The following is a 16,629-nucleotide window of genomic DNA, read 5'->3' on the forward strand; positions in this document are numbered from 1 at the left end:
GCACACGGAGGTTATTTACAATGTGATGCCTTTACGGTTATGAAAACGGTGATAATCAATGCTTGGCCCTTCTGGTACCACTTGGGTTGGATTGATCATCGTATGGCTAAAGTAGTAGTGCCTTTTAATGTGGTAAAAATCAACTGTATCTGCAATACCTTGATGTTGATATAAGTCACGTACGTACGCAGAAATATTGGGGTAATCTTCGATTTGCTTAATGTTGCACTTGAAGTGACCATGGTACACGCTGTCGAAACGGATGAGAGTCGTAAATAATCGCCAGTCGGCTTCCGTTAATTGTCCTTTCACAAGATAACGTTGCGCAGCGAGTCTTGCTTCGAGCTTATCTAGCGCGTTAAATAACGCGCTTACCGCACTGTGATAAGCATCTTGGGTTGTGGCAAATCCGGCCTTATATACGCCATTGTTGATGTTGTGATAAACAAAGTCGTTTATTTCATCGATTTCATGCTGTAGCGCCTCTGGGTAATAATCGGTGTCGTTTCCCGTTATCTGGTTAAAGGCACGATTAAACATACGAATGATTTCACTCGATTCGTTGCTCACGATTTGCTCCGTTTGTTTATCCCAAAGGACTGGCACCGTGACTCGACCCGAATAATTTGGGTCTTTTTTCGTATACAGCTGATGCATAAAACTGAGCTGATACAGGCTATCACCGACTTCTGGACGCTGACTGGTAAAACACCAACCTTGATCTAACATATCAGGGTCTACAATCGATACATCAATATGCGCCTCTAATTGTTTAAGCTGTCTGAAAATAAGCGTTCTATGAGCCCAAGGACACGCAAGGGAAACATACAAATGGTAGCGTCCGGATTCGGCTTTAAAACCCGCTTTACCCGTTGGCCCCGCACTGCCGTCTGCTGTTACCCAATTTCTTAGTTTTGCAGACTCACGCTCAAACTTGCCTTGGCTACTTTTTGTGTCATACCACTTATCGTGCCATTGACCGTCAATTAATAATCCCATGTAAACCCCCTATACAATATCGCCGAAGCGTCCTTGTTGATAATCTCTTACCGCTTGATGAAGCTCCTCTTGGGTATTCATCACAAATGGTCCCATATGCGCTATTTTTTCATTAATCGGCTGCCCTGCAAGGATCAAAAAGCCAACATCATCCGTCGCGAGGAGAGCGAGGTTTTGACTTGGGTCAAGCTCAAGCAACGTTTGCTCCCCATAGTTTCAAATCCAGCGATGCGGTTAATATTTACGCCAGCACCTCTTGTGTTGCCTGTGCTTTGTTCGTCGGATAATGTTCATAATAGCTCTCGGGTTAACCTGAACTTGGAATAATCAGTTCAGCGCAATTATTTAATAGTTAGCCTACCAAACCTGCGCGAGAATAAAATTAGTCAAATTTGGCTATTTCGTTCTATTGCGTCGAATGATTGTTCCAATCTATTACAACGCGTAGTCACACTGGTCAGAACAGTCTTTAACATTGCTCTCACCTAACAATTTTTAACAGTATTTACACAATTATCTGACAAGCTTGTGGAGCTACAATTTAACCCTTAATAGGAGCAAAGGATGAGGTCCCTAAGTTTATTGTTGTTTGCGCTGGCACTACTTGCGGCGTGTAGTTCAACAAGTCCGGTAAGCGTAAATACGGTTGCAGGTCCCCCAACGAATCTTACGGTTGAGATCACTGATGTGACCAATACCGATGGTCAAATGCTAGTACTGTTATTTGACAATAGCGCTGACTACCACAGCGATAAAAATGTGAATGATCCAGACGCTCACTTTTTCGCAAGCTGATTGTCACACCACAAACTCCTACCACGACGGTCACTTTTGAAGGCGTGCCTGCAGGCCAGTATGCGATCACGTGATCCATGACGAAGATGGTGATGGCGGCATGGATCGGATGATCTTCCCATTTACCGCATGCCAAGTGAGCCTTATGCACTGTCGAATAACATTCACGATAGCTTTTCAAAAGGCGATTTTGAAGAGGCTTTGTTTACTGTAAAGGCCCTGACACTAAGATCCAACTTGCCCTCTCTACGCATTTATCAAAAATGACGGGGCTGTAATACTTGAATACTCACAGGTGCTGCAATGCCTGTGAGTTACCTTTTAAGTTCTGACATTTGTCATTTTATTTTCTGACAACCCTCACTCACGCTTCATCTTATAGCAGCGCATACTGCAAATCGTACAGTTCAGTAGGAGCGAAGACGATGCGCAACGCCATTGAGTTATCAATATCAGTTTTGCATACACAATACTAAGCCAATATTATCAGACCTAAACCTTACGCTTGAACAGGTAAGGTTTATTCCATTCTTGGTCCAAATGGCGCAGGAAAAACCACCCTGATCAATATAATGCTTGGCAGACTAAGACCCACATCAGGACGAGTTTCAGTTTTTGGCCATCAGCCTGAGTCTGATTTTTGTCGCCAGCGCGTGGGTGCCATGATGCAGTTAGGCGGGCTACCTCTGCAAACAAGGTGAGGGAGTTTCTGGCGTTATTTGCAAGTTACCATCAAACCCCAATTCCATTGGAGCGATTAATTTCACTCTGCCAATTAGCACCATTTTTAGAACAAACTTTCGACACGTTATCTGGAGGTCAAAAGCAACGACTGTTTATGGCAATTGCACTAGCAGGCAATCCGACATTGTTTTTTGGATGAACCTAGTGTTGGTATGGATGTAGAGTCGAGGCAGCAACTGTGGCAGGCCATACGCACATTAAAACAGCAAAATAAAACGGTACTTCTTACCACACACTATCTTCACGAGCAGAAGCATTAGCGGATGAATTATTAGTGTTAAAGAAGGAAAATGTACCAAGCTTAACGACATACCTGAGCTTGCCAACACCTATCGTCGCTCACAAATCAAGTTCACCAGCGACCTGCCTGCTGCTGCACTGGTTAACGCATTTCCTATGATAGATCTGCATGTTAAAGGCGATCAGTTCACTATATTGACGGATGAGCCAAACCATATTGTGCAGCAGGTATTAGAAAAATTTTCTATCCGCAATTTGTATGTAGCCCCAATGAGCCTCGAAGAAGCTTATTTATCCCTAATGAATGCTAGGAGCGCTTAACCATGATAAACACAGCATCCTTTATACTTGAAAGCAAAAACTGAACTTTTGAGCACATTTAGAAGTAAGGGTTTTGTGATCCCAGCCACACTATTTCCTTGCTTGTTTTATCTTTTCTTCGGCGTGGTGTTCAGTCATCATGACTCCCATAACTATATGTATATCAATTATCTGATATTTGCATGATAGGACCTGCGCTATTTTCCTTTGGCGTTAACGTCGCCCTTGAAAAGCAAAATGGTTGGCTGATACTCAAGCAGCTCTCTCCCGTTTCTCCCTATCAGTATCTGCTCGCAAAATGTGTGAGTGCGACGGCTTTTTCATTGCTCGTAGCCTGCCTAATGAGCTTGCTGGCATTATTTTCCGGCGTGTCCTTAAGTTTAGCTCAATGGTTACTCGTGATTGCCATTGCCCTGCTCGGCACCTTGCCTTTGTGTATGTTAGGGCTGTTAGTTGGGGCTGTCAGTGTCAGCAAAAGCGGCACCTGCGGTGGTTAACTTAATTTACCTACCACTCTCGTTGCTTTCTGGCCTGTGGCTGCCTATCATGTTATTCCCTGAAGCGATGCAATGGTTTGCTTGGCTGTTGCCAACTTTCCATATTTCCCAATTGGCGCTTTCGACCATTGATGCCACCTTGGGTTTTCCAGTTTATCTCCATGTGGCCGTCCTAATTACACAAACGCTTGCATTATTCTTTGTCGCGCAAATTAAATTTAAGCAGGCTTAACAGGAACAACTAAAAGCGCACGGTCCCAACCTTTGTGCGCTTTTATTTCGTAATTACTTAACCTGAGGTTTGGATAAGGAATGTTCCAACTCATTGTTGCTAAAGCACAACTTAGTTTTTTCCTTGTCTAGCCAGAGAGTTTTAGGGAAAACACCGCTTCCGCGTCCTGCTCTCGCTAAGGTACCTACATCCTGTAGGCAAGGCGAATTTACGCACCAATAGCTGGCTATTGGAAGTGAATTCAACGCAGTTAGCGCTAAAACTGGCTGCTAGAAAGGCATTAATTATCCGCAGCTCAGGTTACTTACTCTCTACTAGCTTACTATCAATGCTGAATTTACCAGCACCTGACGCGGCGAGTGCGAGAAAGCCACCAGCCACTGCAATATTTTTAAAAAACATTAAGAATTGTATTTGGTCGGCCAGATCAAAGTGAAATAGCAACGCACTAACAATACTAAATCCTGCAAATGCAATTGCTGTCAGCTGAGTAAATGCCCCCGCAAGAATGAAAAGCCCTCCTATCAATTCAAAGGCTATAACCAATGGCAGCAGCTCGCTTAGTAATCCGCTTGAAGCCATGTATGCAGCATTACCTTCGAAGTATTAGATTTTATTAATCACAGCCAGTATAAAAATGGCTGGTAGCCCTACTCGGCCAAATAAAGATAATACTGATGCCATTGTACTGTTCGGTTTAATGATGTTAATTAGCCTGAGGTTTGGATAAGGGATGTTCTAACTGGCTATTTTTAAACTCAAATTAAATTAGTAAAAATATCATACATCATTCTATTGAAAAGAATTAAAGCTATCCAAACAGATTCGCTTCCAATAGGTAGTCAATCACCGCCCGTGTTCTAGGCGGAATTTGTTTACGTGATGGATAAACGAGAGAAAACACCAGTTGCTCGCTACTTAGCTCTGGACAGATCATTTGTAACTCCCGCGTTCAACTTCTTGCTTCACAGTAGAAGGCAATAATTGCGCAACTCCTAACCCTGATACTGTCATTTGTTGTAACAGCATAGGGGAATTGCACCAATGCACTTGAGTTGGTGTAAAGTTTACGGCTTCACCACTGCGATAAAACTGCGTCATCCCCGTTGATTTAGCCTGCTCTAACAGTAACCAAGGTAGCTGGTTTAGCTGTGTGTCTTTGCTTGGTAACCCATGCAATGCTATCAGTTTAGGACTTGCATAGAGCTTAAAACATTCTTGATGTAATTGCCTTGCAATCAGTGCGCTGTCTTTAGGAAAGCCAACCCTGATGGCGAGATCTATTTGGTCGTTAATAATATCGCGCTTGTCATCATCAACGATGATATTTAATTGGATCTTCGGATATCGCGCCGTGAGCTCAGAAAGTTTTGGTAACAGAAACTTATGTGCGGTGTCGTGTGTCATGGTTATTGAGACCATACCATGAGGCTCTTTGTTATCGAGCAATACCTCAACATCATCCAAAATAGCGTGCAATGAATGCGCTTGAGCCAAAATGTCACGCCCCTCTCGCGTTAGCGTGAGTTGCCTCGTGCTACGCTGCAGTAGTCGAACACCCAGCATGGTCTCTAACTGGGACACTTGTTCACTCACTCTAGAACGGCTAGTCGCGAGCTTTCGCGCAGCTTGAGCAAAGCTTCCCGCATCCACAACCGTTGCAAATATTGCTAATAGTTTTAATGCATTTAAGTCTATTGTACTCAATTTCAGAACTCACCATATCGAATTAACCCACTTATGATAACAAAAATTACCACGCATAATAGCCACATCCAATACATTCTCATTTTCAAAAGAGGTATACATCATGATCGCAATCACAGGCGCAACAGGCAAATTAGGTCAATTAGTTATCGAGTTTTTGGCACAAAAGATACCAGCTAAGCACATCGTGGCTCTAGTTAGAGATCTCGATAAAGGAAAGGCACTCACCAATTTAGGGGTCACCGTAAGGCAAGCTGATTACGACAAACCGCACACACTTGACGCAGCACTTACAGGTGTTGAAAAACTGCTGCTGATCTCAGGCAATCAGATCGGAAGCCGAACAGCTCAACACAAAGCAGTTATTGACGCCGCAGTGAAAAACCAAGTGCGCTTAATTGCCTATACCAGCATTTTGAATGTGGACAATTCACCACTAGAGCTGGCTAAAGAGCACAAAGAAACAGAGGCGTATTTGAGAGCAAGCGGCGTGGCTTATAGCATGCTAAGAAATGGATGGTATAACGAGAACTACACTGATTTAGTACCTGTATTTACAGCAAATCATGCGATTACCTCAATCGCGCCGCAAGCTCAGATCAACAGTGCTGCTCGTGCAGACTACGCATTGGCTGCTGCCACCATATTAAGTAGCGCTGGCCACGACAATTCCGTCTATGAGCTGGCTGGCGATAACGCATTTACAATTGAAGGTTTGGCACAAGCGGTGTCAAAGCATACTCAAGTTGAAGTAAAAGCAAAGTTTGTATCTGACGAAGAATATTTGGCCCACTTGGTTGCTCTCGGCGTACCAGCGGCGTTTGCTGCGTTATTGGTTGACGCGGAGGCACAAGCGCAACAAGGATATTTGGCAACCCAGAGTAATGCGCTCAGCCAGTTGATTGGTCGCCCGACCACAACGGTGGCCCAGTCGCTCGCAAAAAATTAAGCATATTTTACCGCTGATCTTGTGCACGGGCTTTGCTTGTGCACTTATTTTTTACTCAACCTTACCTTCTAAGGTTGATATCAATAAGTCTCGACTCACTAAAAAGCCACAAATGCTCACCACGACTAAAAAGATACCGTACATAGAGCCGATATAAACCCAGTCGCTTTGGCCAAACCAAAGGCTTGCACGAGTACCATCATTCACTAATAAGATATTAACAAGAGACAGTGTGATCACGCTGCGAAAATAAATCGGTTTATCCATATGGCTCGCAAATGCTGCGATAATGAGGGAGAACAGGCATAAGTAGAAGCCTATAACGGAAAACGCACCAGGTTGCATACTTGGATAAAATGCGACGAGAGAAAGGAGTACAGCAGCCCAACCGGTAGTTTTGTATATCATTATCAAGTCCTTTGAAAATGTTAAAAAGTGTTTGTTATGTAAACAGGCTGGAGTATGAGGTAATACTCGTAATTACGCAACTAAATGGTGATAAATATTAGCTGATATGACCTTTATTCCTTAGTTTTAAACCTATCAGATTGCCTTTGATTTTAAACCTAACCCTAAAGCATTAAGTGAAAATTTAATTAACGCATTATCAAGATGATAGCGCAGCTGAAACTCTTGTCTTTAACTGCGGTACACTGTCTTTTTCAAACCAGTCGTGCTTTTTTAACCAGATCTGATTACGAGGGCTGGGATGAGGTAATGGCAAATGACTTTGACTGGAAAAGTCAGCATTTTTTACCATCTCAGTTACTGATGAATATTGCGTTAAGTAGCATTTTTGCGCATATTGCCCAATAAGTAGTGTCAGCGATACGTGGCTGAGTGTAGCTAGCACCTGAGAATGCCACGTGGGCGCGCAGATTTTAGGTGGTGGTAAATCTCCAGATTTCCCTTTACCAGGGTAACAAAATGCCATTGGCATAATGGCAAAGAGTTCAGGGTTGTAAAACTGTATTCGACTTACACCCAGCCAGTCTCGCAATCTATCTCCACTTGGGTCATTAAACGGCTGGCAGGTTTGATGTGCTTTTAAACCCGGCGCTTGGCCTATAATTAAGACTTTGGCCTTATAACTGCCTTGGATGATAGGTTTTGCCCCCATGGGAAGCGCTTTATCACAAAGCTTGCACTGCCTAACACGTTCAAAAATATCCATCTTTCCTTACTTATTTTACCCAATGACACCAAGGGTCATTATGGCATAGCCATATTCAAAACCCCATTTAACCAACAAAACTTAAAGTGCTTAGTCGTTAAAACGACTCCACTCAATTTAAAACAAGTGCGAATCACTATCATTTAGATGCAAATTATTGGATAATATTCTATTACGTTTGCTGTCTTTTAAAGGGGTGCTATGCCTAGTCGGGATAACACAAATAATAAGGCTATTTTGTACAGAGCTGAAGTGCTTGCACGCTTTTTCATCGCTATTTTCGGCGGCTATTACGTGACTGTTTTAGCTTCATCTTTATTGGCTTTAACTTTACCTACTCCGCGCCTAGATGCGCTGTTATATGCATTAACAACTGGCATCGTCTTTTACGCCATTGTCTTTATTTGGGTGTTTGGATGCCGCTCTTTTAAAAAGGTATTTCTTGGCATGATCGGACTACTTTGTATTCTTTACGGTACTTTGACGCATTTTGGAGGCTCCCTGTGAGAGAGTCATTTTTCCGCAGTATGACTTGGCTACACACTTGGGTTGGTTTACTCGTTTGTTGGTTGCTGTTTTTAATCTTTTTTGCTGGTACTGCGAGTTTTTTCAGACATGAGATCAGTCTGTGGGCGCAACCTGCAACGCACCATCTACCTCATTATGATAGTGCCCAACAAAATGAAACGGTCAAAAAGAGTATCGAACGATTTCAAGATATAGCGCCAAACGCCGAGTCTTGGCGTATTGAAATGCCGACGGAGCGTCGCCCAAGCCTGCTATTAATGTACTCCGAAAAGCCAGCCGAAGGAGAAAGGCGCGGAAAACGTCACTCTGAGTATCTTGACCCAGTAACGCTGGAGGCACTTCCTGAGTTTAGGGAGACTAGAGGCGGTAACTTTTTTTACCGTCTGCATTTTGACTTGCATTACATGAACGCGATCACCGCGCGTTGGATAGTCTGTTTTGCAACTCTGTTTATGTTGATTGCGCTTATTTCTGGCGTGGTGATCCATAAACGCATTTTCAAAGACCTATTCCAATTTAGAAATGGGAAAGGGCTGAGAAGTTGGCTTGACGCTCATAATGTTTCTTCCGTGGTGGCATTACCGTTTCATATTATGATCACTTACACCGGCCTAGTGACGCTCATTTTTATGTTACTGCCACAGCCCGCCGAGCAGCGCTTTGAAGATACAAAAACGCTTAGAGCCGAACGCTATCCATTTCTGGCCCCTACCCAAGAGGCGGGACAACCACTGAAGGGGCTCGCATTAAATACAGCGTTAGATCATTATTTTACTAACTCTGGTGACGCACCGCTTCGCCGCATTGTGATCTCATCGCCAGGGGATGCAAGTGCAACGATTAAGCTTTATGCCAATGCTCAACGCGCAGTGCAGGATGATCCGCCCAGTTGGATGTATAGCGCGGCATCTGGTGAGTTGTTAAAAACACACAATGTGACGCTGTCTGGCGCTGAAAACCTCTATGGTGGAATGATAGCACTGCACACCGGGCGTTTAGCGGAGCCACTGTTACGTTGGCTATACTTTGTTGCTGGATTAGCAGGTTGTGCCATGATTGCAACGGGTGCTGTTATGTGGGCAAAAAGACTACGCCAAAAGCTCAAGGGTGATGACAAGCCGGGTGTAGGCCTTAGGCTTGTGGAGTCGCTCAATTTAGGCACCATCATGGGGCTGCCAGCCGCAACAGCAATGTTCTTTTATGCAAACCGTTTGCTTCCAATAGAATTAACAGGACGTGCAGACAAAGAAGTTCTGGCGTTCTTTGTTACGTGGGGAATATTCACTCTGGCCGCTCTATTTAAGTCGGATAGGCTCGCGTGGATGCTATCTGCGAAAGTAAATGCAATCATATGGGGCTTACTGCCTGTCGTAAACATGCTAACGACTGATGGCAGCCTCGTGAGCTATTTCATTAATGGTCAGTGGGTATTATTTGGTTTTGATGTGATGGCTCTTGGTATCGCATTCGGTTTCTTGGTTCAAGCCAAAAAGCTCGGCAGTACCAAAGCAGCACCAGCGACACCGCGTCGCCAAGCAAAACGCGAGGTAAATGCCTAATGGAATGGCTAACGTTTTTACTTTGCCTGCTAGCATTTATGGGTTTTGCAGTAGCAAAGCCCAATCACTATAAAGAAGTATTTGGTACACGTCCAAAAGGTAACGTAACAAGTCAATTAACCATTGCCGGCTGGCTCTGCCTCGGCGGCAGCTTAGCACTTGCTCTTAAAACTCAGGGGACCTACGGTAGCTTAGAGTTTATTGGTTATATGACCTTAGCAGTATTACTACTTATCGCTATCTTTGCGACCAAACCTAGTTACTTCAGATCACTATTTTACCTAGTCATTATCACTATGCTGCTCAGTACGCTGTATTGGATCATATTTTAACTAAGGCGCCACTAATGGCGCCTTTTTTAGATCACAATTTTACTAACATTCCTTTGTTAACTCTTTGAAACCACATCATTTAGCATAAAATATCAGCAATAATGACGCTATACACCGCAAATTTACTAACTCAAACTAAGTTAGGTTAGTAAAATCATGATCTAATGAGCTCAATTAGCTTAATCAGTTGGTAAAAACATGATCTGGTAGTCTTGTTATCGGACTAACTTAGTAAAATTCTGATCTAAGCGCCAAAGGAAATCTGTTGGTTGGTTAAATTCTGATCCAGAAAGCGAGAAGAGTAATTCTGCTCTGATCCGAGCTTAAGCTTTATCTTACCTTCAAGGTCTATGTGATAAGAAGATTAGCGTGCAATTTCAATTTGAAACTACCTCTTAGGATGATGGCAGTTTATCAGTGCCAGTCCCTTTATCTTTGAGCCTTTATCAACTCAGGGTAGGAAGCGCCCCTACCCTGAACACGATTTACTCGGCTTTATTCCAATCCAGCTGCATATCCCACACATATCGGTGCTCTGGCTCTAGAGGCTGTTGAGAATCATCGACTTGTTCAAGCACATTACGCGCTTTTACTATAGTGGCGTCACGACCGAACAGGTAGCTTTGCTCTTTGACAATGGTTAAGTAGGCTTTATTCAGCGCCAGCGCACGTGGTTTTGATGGTGTGATCAATTCATAAAGGTTCTTCGCAGACTGCACTTTTTTGCTGTTTACCGTGCCATCTTCGTTAAACCAGCGCATTAGCATCTCTTGGTTTTGCCTAAACTCATCACCGCCGCCAACACGCATCATATAGGTCAAGAATTCGCCCTGCTCTTCGCCTTTGTTAGGTACGTCTTGCATCTCTTTTAAATTGATATAACCCCAACCCAGTTTGCCTTCAACTTTACGTGCAAACGAGAAGGTTTGGTCATAGGTTGAGCCAATGGTTTTGTGACAGCCATTACAAAAAGCAAGCTCTTGCTCATGTTGTGGACGAAGTGCGCCATTTTTATCCTCTATATAACCGTTAATCGTCCAACCGAAGTTGTTATTGATCCCTTGGTCGCCCAAATAAAGCGTTTGTGGGTAATTTTCGAATGACTTTTCTTTCGCTTCTCTGTAGTAAGCAGCACCGAGTGATTGCTTGGATTTAAAGTTGTGCTTTTTCATGTAGCGCACTTCTTTCATTCTTGGCGCATTAAATACTTGGCCATTATCATCCACCCCAATATACCGAACGGTATGTAAAAACTCGGTGTCTTGTGGGTATAACTGATGAGCAAGCTCGATAGTATTGGCATCACCAAGGTAACGTTCACTGCGCAGCATGCTAGTGATCTTCGTGAGTTTGCCATCACCATTTAAATCTACGCCAACTCGCGATTCAGAAATCACTGGCGTTGATATTTCGTCAAGTCCCTTTACAGCCATTTCAACTAGGCTTAAGTTGGCAAGGTAAACGTCCTGATTATACGTTTCGCCTTTTTCTCTGAAGGCGTCAGCAAGGCGGATCATGACATCCCCCGTCGAGCCATTGGTTGGCCAAAAAGTACTAGGAAAAGGTTTATAATTGAATGCCACCCAGCCACTGCCGTCCTTTGCTATACCAAGCTCATCGAACGCTTTTTCTGGATATGCCAAGTTGTTAAGTGGAGTGATCTCACCTTTCCAGTCAGGGTTATTTTTTAGTTTTTCGATAAAAGGGGTGTAATTATCTTGGTTGACCCAGTTAGTAATATCTTGATCTGATATATCCTTGATAAGCTCAGAGCGATCTTTAAACAGGTTTTTCCAATGGTTTTTAAACCCAAGATCGGAAAACTCATAAGCGCCTTGTAAATTGGCATCGCGCATCATGTTTGGTCGGTTTTTTTCATCATATGATTGATGGCAGGCATAACAAGGGTTATTCACGCCATCCGTTTTGGTGTAACACTGAGGAGGGATCACTGATTCGGGGTTATAGACTTCATTGTGCTGCATAAATGCGGCCGCAGGAATATCATCACCCTGTTTATAAGGTGCTGTAGTTTGCGCCGACATAAGTGCGGTATTGGTTAGCCCTTGAGTCTGTTCATCATTACAACCAAACAAGGCTACGCTCGTCAATGCCACTAGAGTTAGGCTAACGTATTTCATTTTTATGACTCCAAAATTTTGCTAAAAAAAAGCAGCGCACCATTCAGTGCACTGCTACTTGCTTAATTATTTTGCTTTAGGGTCATAAAGCCAAAGCGTGTTGTTTTCTTGGAAGCCATCTTCACCAATAATGATGCGACCATCTTCCATAACGATTACGTTATCAGGCTGTGAAAGCTGATTGACATCACAACGCTCAGCGCCAGTTAGTGAAGAGCGGTAAGTTGCGCCCATGACAACTGGCTCAATGCGAGTTAGGTTATAGTTATTATCGATATGTGCACGGTATACACCGCCACAATCTTTAACACGCGCAGAAAGCTGCATGTCACCTTCGCCATCAATCATGGTGTTGTCGATATCAGAGATACCGATATACATATAGGCTTTATCTACCACTTCACCGGCAACAACATCTTGACCAGTTACCGCCTCAAGTACGCGGTTATGGTTGATGCTTAAGCCTTCAAGTTTACGCCATTCAGCCGTAGCGCCTTTTTGGCGTGCAGCCTGACGAGACTCTAGGAAGATAGCGCGGTTGTCCATCGCTTTACCTGCCGTTACTTTACCGCCACCGTTTGCAACTGTTGGATAAGTAGCAGCGCCTTCCGCCCACGCTTTTACATCAGCAACAGACAAATAGCTTGTTTGACCTTCAACATAGTCAGTCTCATTGATGCCGTCGTACTCAGCCACCCAAGTTTCAATCTGTGCATTACTGCCGCTACCCAGCTCAACCCAGCTAATGTCAAAGCCAGTTACAGCCGGATCGGTAAGGCCCGCATCTTGAGTTAGTTTTGCTGCGTATAGGGTACCTGCACTTAAGTCTTCTGGTTGATCTGCAACAAATTTAAATAGTACGCCACCGGTATCATCTTGTGATGAATAAACAGTACGACGGTCAGGCATTACAACCGAGTTTTCATGCTCATAACGACCGATTGTGAAGTGTTTTACAACATCAGGCGTTTCGGTTGTAGGATTTTTGATTTCCGCAATGTAACCGTAGCGATAAGGGTTAGGGAAATCAGGTGCCATTAACGCTTCCATTGTGTCATTGCCTGTTTCAGCAGGATTATTCCACTGTGGATCTTGTGTTGAATCAACTTCAGACCAGACAATCCATTCTTCCGAAGTCAGCGGTGTGCCCCAAGGTGATACTGAACCAAAGCAGTTGGCTGCTGTGCCTTTAACACCGTCGAAGTCTACCATCATGGCTTCTTCGATTGACCATTTACCCGTTGTCGCTTTACTCATTTTCAAACGACTGACACCACCTGGGTACGCTTCCCAGTTTGTGAATAGATAACCTGTGTTTGCATCGACTGGAATATAACCATTGAAATCAGGGTTATCATTTTTAATGATTTCTTCACCAGTTGAGATGCTGTAATGTACACCCAAACCACCCGCTAACCCTTTAGTGCCAAGGTTTGCGAATGTGTCACCTGTTTGGCCTAGAATTTGATATTGACCAATTGCAGAAATCACGGTTTGTTGTTCCATGGTCGAAGCTGGAACTGGCGCGCTTGGGATATTTGCAGGTAGATTATTAAAGTTCACACCGGTTAGTACACCGACAGTACCTGTATTGAATGGCTTGCTATTGAACTTATCAGTAGCAGTGTTGGTGTCATTTGGGTGCTGAACGTTGAAGAACAAGTCACCCCCTTCAGAAAGAAATAGACCAGTTACTTCAGCACCAGCTGGGACGGTTGCGATGCGAACAAGGCCTGGTACGCTGTAACTACCATCACGACCATTTTGGCCGTCTTGTCCATTTTGACCATCCTGTCCGTCAGTACCATTTTGTCCATTTGTGCCGTTTGAGCCATTAGTACCATTCGATCCATTAGTGCCGTTTGCACCGTCTTGGCCAGCAGTGCCCTGCTCACCTTGAGGACCCGCAGGACCTTGTGCTCCATCGTCACCATCACAGGCTGTAAGTGCCATTGCAACTGCTGCTGCAATAAGAGAATATGCTACACGCTTCATGAGTTACTCCAGTTCCTAAGTATTATTTTTTGTAAAGCGTGCAACAGTGTGAAGTGTTCCTGTTACAGTTGACTGAATGATTTATTAACCATTTCCTACAGGAATAAGACACTTATACTCAACTCACATACAGCCTCCCTTCTGTTAGCAAGTTAAAATACCCATAAAAGGAACTTTAGTGTAAAGGGGGTTTACACTATTCTTTTCGAACGGTTTCGTGTCTCATATAGATAAGTTCATTGGTGTTAAAACCATATTGTTCTGACATCGTTTTAAACTTGTTCATTACGGTATCCGACACTTTAGGTGCTCTAGAAAGCAACCAAAGGTAATCACGATTGTAGCTGGTAACAAATGCATACTGGTAGTCTTCATCTAACTCGAATACCACATAACTGCCATAAAACGGACCAAAAAATGACACTTTCAGATGCGCTATTTCATCATTTGCAACAAACTTAGCTTTGCCAACCGCTTCTTTCCACTCTCCTTCCTCTGTTACATATCCCTTATTTATGACTTTAATTGAACCGTCGGGATTTTGGCTATAAGTTGCCGTGACGTTCTGCATTCCTCTTTCAAATGAATGGTCTAATCGCGCGATTTCATACCAAGTGCCTGTATATCGCTCAACATTAAAGTCTTTAACTGGTTTGATGCCCTCAGGCAGCCCTGTGCATGCTGAAACTGCAAGCACTAAAATCGCTGTGAAAAATAACTGTCGTACTTTCATATAAGTTCTCCATATTCCATCTTGATGTCATACGTAGTAACCAAGCACTAAGGTTAACGATAGGTTCGATTTTTATCTAGTAAAAGCAAAATTTAATTCAAACCCTTACCATGCCAATTTCACTTTATTTATTTTAAACTTACGTGTAAATGAATAGATCGCAGCAAAGTATGATGAATACAGCACAGAGCAAAAAAATACTAACTCATGGTTTGGGTGTAGCAACGGGTAAGGTTGCGTTTTATATTGAACATCCGCCACGCATAGAACCTTATAATAATTTGATGCAAGTCAGTGCGTTAGCCAATAGGGAGATCGAACATATTAATGCGCATTGCGGCAATGGTTGGCGGAAAATCTTCAATGTTTTTGCCAAGTTTTTATTTGCTGCAAAGCTGCCAGATCACGATATTACTAACTATTCAACTTGGCAGTCATATCGAGATAGCGCGTTACTTCAAGCTTCAAGTCAAGAAGCCCTGCTCTTCTCAACGCCTGATTTTTCAGCAAAAACATACGATTGGCATATAATTGCAGGACGCACCTATGCAAAATCATTGCTTAGAGATCAGATTTTTACTAACAATCTAATTTGGCTAGATGATGAGTTCGCCGTTGACTATAACTTGCGCCTTATCATTTCGCCATTTTTGGATTATCGCCAACTTAGTAATATAAAAATCAATAAGTTAGTAGATATAATAAGACAAAGTTAGATATTAGGCGGCAACTAAACAGCATACCAATTCGTGAATAGATCAGTGTTTTACTAAGTAAAATACTGATCTCCCTTCCGCATCATGGTCATTGAGATCAGAGTTTTACTAACTTTTTAGAAGTAAATGACCTGAGGTTTAGATAAAGCGCAGTGACGCCAGTGGCGGGGCAGCAATTGGCTTGGTATAGATCACTATTTTACTAACTTAATGTAAGCTACTTTGAAAGAGTAAGAATGGAAAGCCACACCCGAATATGGTCTGGCTTATTTATCCGAAGCTCAGGTTATTTAGATAAAAACTACTGCTTATCTACCACAAAGCCCGCAAAGCCAAGGGCTTTAAAGAAAGGTTTGGCAATGCCAAAACCTGCGGTGTCTAGCAGCTCTGCAAGGCGCATTTTATCCACGGGGTAAAACTCATGCTCTAAATTCACCCTCATACGCTGCTCGCCAACATCAGTCAGCCCAAGTTGTTTGCAAACAATTAATTGCGCTTCACGTTCAAAGCTTGTCGCAGGTTTTTCTAAGTCGGCAATAAAAAGACGCCCATTCGACTTTAGCTGCTCACTCATTTGTTTAAACAAGCTTGCTTTATCGCCGTTATCTTTTACAAAGTGCATCACCAGCAAGCACAGTACTGCATCCGCTTGGTAGGCCTGTGGTGAAATCGCGCCATGATGGATCTGCACACGCTCCTGTAGGCCCAACTTAGTAAAATGCTGATCTGCAATTGCCAACATATCAGCAGATACATCTTGCGCTATAAACCGCCAACTCGGGTTTAGCTGAGCAAGCTCTACAATTTCTTTGCCTGTCCCTGCACCCACAACCAAAATGGTTGCGCTATCTGGGTAAAGTGCTAAAAGTTGCGCCCCGGTAAGTTGGTGAATTAACGCATAACCTGGCACCAGTTTTGTGATCCTAGAGTCGTAGTTTTGGGCTTCTTCGCCCGTAAAAGTCGGCAT

19 protein-coding genes are annotated in these 16,629 nt (G+C 43.3%); 9 read left to right on the top strand and 10 right to left on the bottom strand.

What is annotated here, in order from left to right; genetic code table 11:
- Positions 1-15: 15 nt before the first annotated feature.
- Positions 16-999: a glutathione S-transferase family protein gene (locus tag GSF13_RS04790; RefSeq protein WP_211865405.1), complete on the bottom strand. Its 984-nt coding sequence runs from the start codon at positions 997-999 to the stop codon at positions 16-18.
- 9 nt (positions 1,000-1,008) lie between these two features.
- Positions 1,009-1,197 carry a pirin-like C-terminal cupin domain-containing protein gene (locus GSF13_RS24605; protein ID WP_349251761.1) on the bottom strand — a complete coding sequence of 63 codons (189 nt, stop codon included), beginning with the start codon at positions 1,195-1,197 and terminating at the stop codon, positions 1,009-1,011.
- 366 nt (positions 1,198-1,563) lie between these two features.
- On the opposite strand from GSF13_RS24605, the gene GSF13_RS24610 reads away from it, so the two are divergent.
- The 4 genes from GSF13_RS24610 to GSF13_RS24625 all read left to right on the top strand — a co-directional run bounded on the left by GSF13_RS24610 (position 1,564) and on the right by GSF13_RS24625 (position 3,828).
- Entirely contained in the window at positions 1,564-1,794 is a 231-nt protein-coding gene (locus tag GSF13_RS24610; RefSeq protein ID WP_249122643.1) for a hypothetical protein, read from the top strand.
- A 572-nt stretch (positions 1,795-2,366) separates the two neighbouring features.
- Positions 2,367-2,495, top strand: a complete 129-nt coding sequence (locus tag GSF13_RS24615; RefSeq protein ID WP_249122644.1) for a hypothetical protein — start codon at positions 2,367-2,369, stop codon at positions 2,493-2,495.
- Between the two features lie 786 nt (positions 2,496-3,281).
- Complete coding sequence (locus GSF13_RS24620; protein WP_249122645.1) at positions 3,282-3,596, top strand: ABC transporter permease; 315 nt, start codon at positions 3,282-3,284, stop codon at positions 3,594-3,596.
- Positions 3,565-3,828, top strand: coding sequence for a hypothetical protein (locus GSF13_RS24625; RefSeq protein WP_249122646.1), 264 nt, complete (start codon positions 3,565-3,567; stop codon positions 3,826-3,828). Before GSF13_RS24620 ends, GSF13_RS24625 begins: the two co-directional genes overlap by 32 nt.
- 300 nt (positions 3,829-4,128) lie before the next feature.
- On the opposite strand, the gene GSF13_RS04815 is transcribed toward GSF13_RS24625, so the two are convergent.
- Both GSF13_RS04815 and GSF13_RS04820 read right to left on the bottom strand, forming a co-directional pair.
- Complete coding sequence (locus GSF13_RS04815) at positions 4,129-4,410, bottom strand: DoxX family protein (RefSeq protein ID WP_249122647.1); 282 nt, start codon at positions 4,408-4,410, stop codon at positions 4,129-4,131.
- A gap of 351 nt (positions 4,411-4,761) precedes the next feature.
- A complete protein-coding gene (locus GSF13_RS04820; protein WP_249122648.1) occupies positions 4,762-5,535 on the bottom strand; it encodes a LysR family transcriptional regulator in 774 nt (257 codons plus the stop codon).
- A gap of 103 nt (positions 5,536-5,638) precedes the next feature.
- On the opposite strand from GSF13_RS04820, the gene GSF13_RS04825 reads away from it, so the two are divergent.
- Entirely contained in the window at positions 5,639-6,484 is an 846-nt protein-coding gene (locus GSF13_RS04825) for an SDR family oxidoreductase (RefSeq protein WP_211865407.1), read from the top strand.
- A 51-nt stretch (positions 6,485-6,535) separates the two neighbouring features.
- Here the strand turns inward: GSF13_RS04825 and GSF13_RS04830 are convergent, their stop codons facing one another.
- Entirely contained in the window at positions 6,536-6,892 is a 357-nt protein-coding gene (locus GSF13_RS04830; RefSeq protein WP_010605604.1) for a hypothetical protein, read from the bottom strand.
- Positions 6,893-7,091: 199 nt separating this feature from the next.
- Positions 7,092-7,658: a uracil-DNA glycosylase family protein gene (locus GSF13_RS04835; RefSeq protein ID WP_010605603.1), complete on the bottom strand. Its 567-nt coding sequence runs from the start codon at positions 7,656-7,658 to the stop codon at positions 7,092-7,094.
- Positions 7,659-7,895: 237 nt separating this feature from the next.
- Between GSF13_RS04835 and GSF13_RS04840 the strand changes: the two genes are divergently transcribed.
- The 3 genes from GSF13_RS04840 to GSF13_RS04850 are packed head-to-tail and all read left to right on the top strand — an operon-like array spanning position 7,896 to position 10,077.
- Positions 7,896-8,165 carry a hypothetical protein gene (locus GSF13_RS04840; RefSeq protein WP_227387983.1) on the top strand — a complete coding sequence of 90 codons (270 nt, stop codon included), beginning with the start codon at positions 7,896-7,898 and terminating at the stop codon, positions 8,163-8,165.
- A complete protein-coding gene (locus GSF13_RS04845) occupies positions 8,162-9,745 on the top strand; it encodes a PepSY-associated TM helix domain-containing protein (RefSeq protein WP_211865409.1) in 1,584 nt (527 codons plus the stop codon). The genes GSF13_RS04840 and GSF13_RS04845 overlap by 4 nt, the downstream gene beginning before the upstream one ends.
- Positions 9,745-10,077 (top strand): DUF3325 domain-containing protein, encoded by a 333-nt coding sequence (locus GSF13_RS04850; RefSeq protein WP_010605600.1) that lies wholly within the window; start codon positions 9,745-9,747, stop codon positions 10,075-10,077. Before GSF13_RS04845 ends, GSF13_RS04850 begins: the two co-directional genes overlap by 1 nt.
- 485 nt (positions 10,078-10,562) lie before the next feature.
- On the opposite strand, the gene GSF13_RS04855 is transcribed toward GSF13_RS04850, so the two are convergent.
- The 3 genes from GSF13_RS04855 to GSF13_RS04865 all read right to left on the bottom strand — a co-directional run bounded on the left by GSF13_RS04855 (position 10,563) and on the right by GSF13_RS04865 (position 14,946).
- On the bottom strand, positions 10,563-12,218 hold the full coding sequence (locus GSF13_RS04855) for a hypothetical protein (RefSeq protein WP_010605599.1): 1,656 nt from the start codon (positions 12,216-12,218) through the stop codon (positions 10,563-10,565).
- A 66-nt stretch (positions 12,219-12,284) separates the two neighbouring features.
- Positions 12,285-14,213, bottom strand: a complete 1,929-nt coding sequence (locus tag GSF13_RS04860) for an alkaline phosphatase PhoX (protein ID WP_010376054.1) — start codon at positions 14,211-14,213, stop codon at positions 12,285-12,287.
- Positions 14,214-14,409: 196 nt separating this feature from the next.
- Positions 14,410-14,946, bottom strand: a complete 537-nt coding sequence (locus GSF13_RS04865; RefSeq protein ID WP_211865410.1) for a lipocalin family protein — start codon at positions 14,944-14,946, stop codon at positions 14,410-14,412.
- A 173-nt stretch (positions 14,947-15,119) separates the two neighbouring features.
- Here GSF13_RS04865 and GSF13_RS04870 point away from each other — a divergent pair, with 173 nt between their 5' ends.
- Positions 15,120-15,662, top strand: a complete 543-nt coding sequence (locus GSF13_RS04870; RefSeq protein WP_010605597.1) for a hypothetical protein — start codon at positions 15,120-15,122, stop codon at positions 15,660-15,662.
- Positions 15,663-15,963: 301 nt separating this feature from the next.
- Here the strand turns inward: GSF13_RS04870 and GSF13_RS04875 are convergent, their stop codons facing one another.
- On the bottom strand, positions 15,964-16,629 hold the full coding sequence (locus tag GSF13_RS04875; protein WP_010605596.1) for a class I SAM-dependent methyltransferase: 666 nt from the start codon (positions 16,627-16,629) through the stop codon (positions 15,964-15,966).

The organism is Pseudoalteromonas sp. M8 (genome assembly GCF_018141365.1).
In the GTDB taxonomy this organism is placed as follows: domain Bacteria; phylum Pseudomonadota; class Gammaproteobacteria; order Enterobacterales; family Alteromonadaceae; genus Pseudoalteromonas.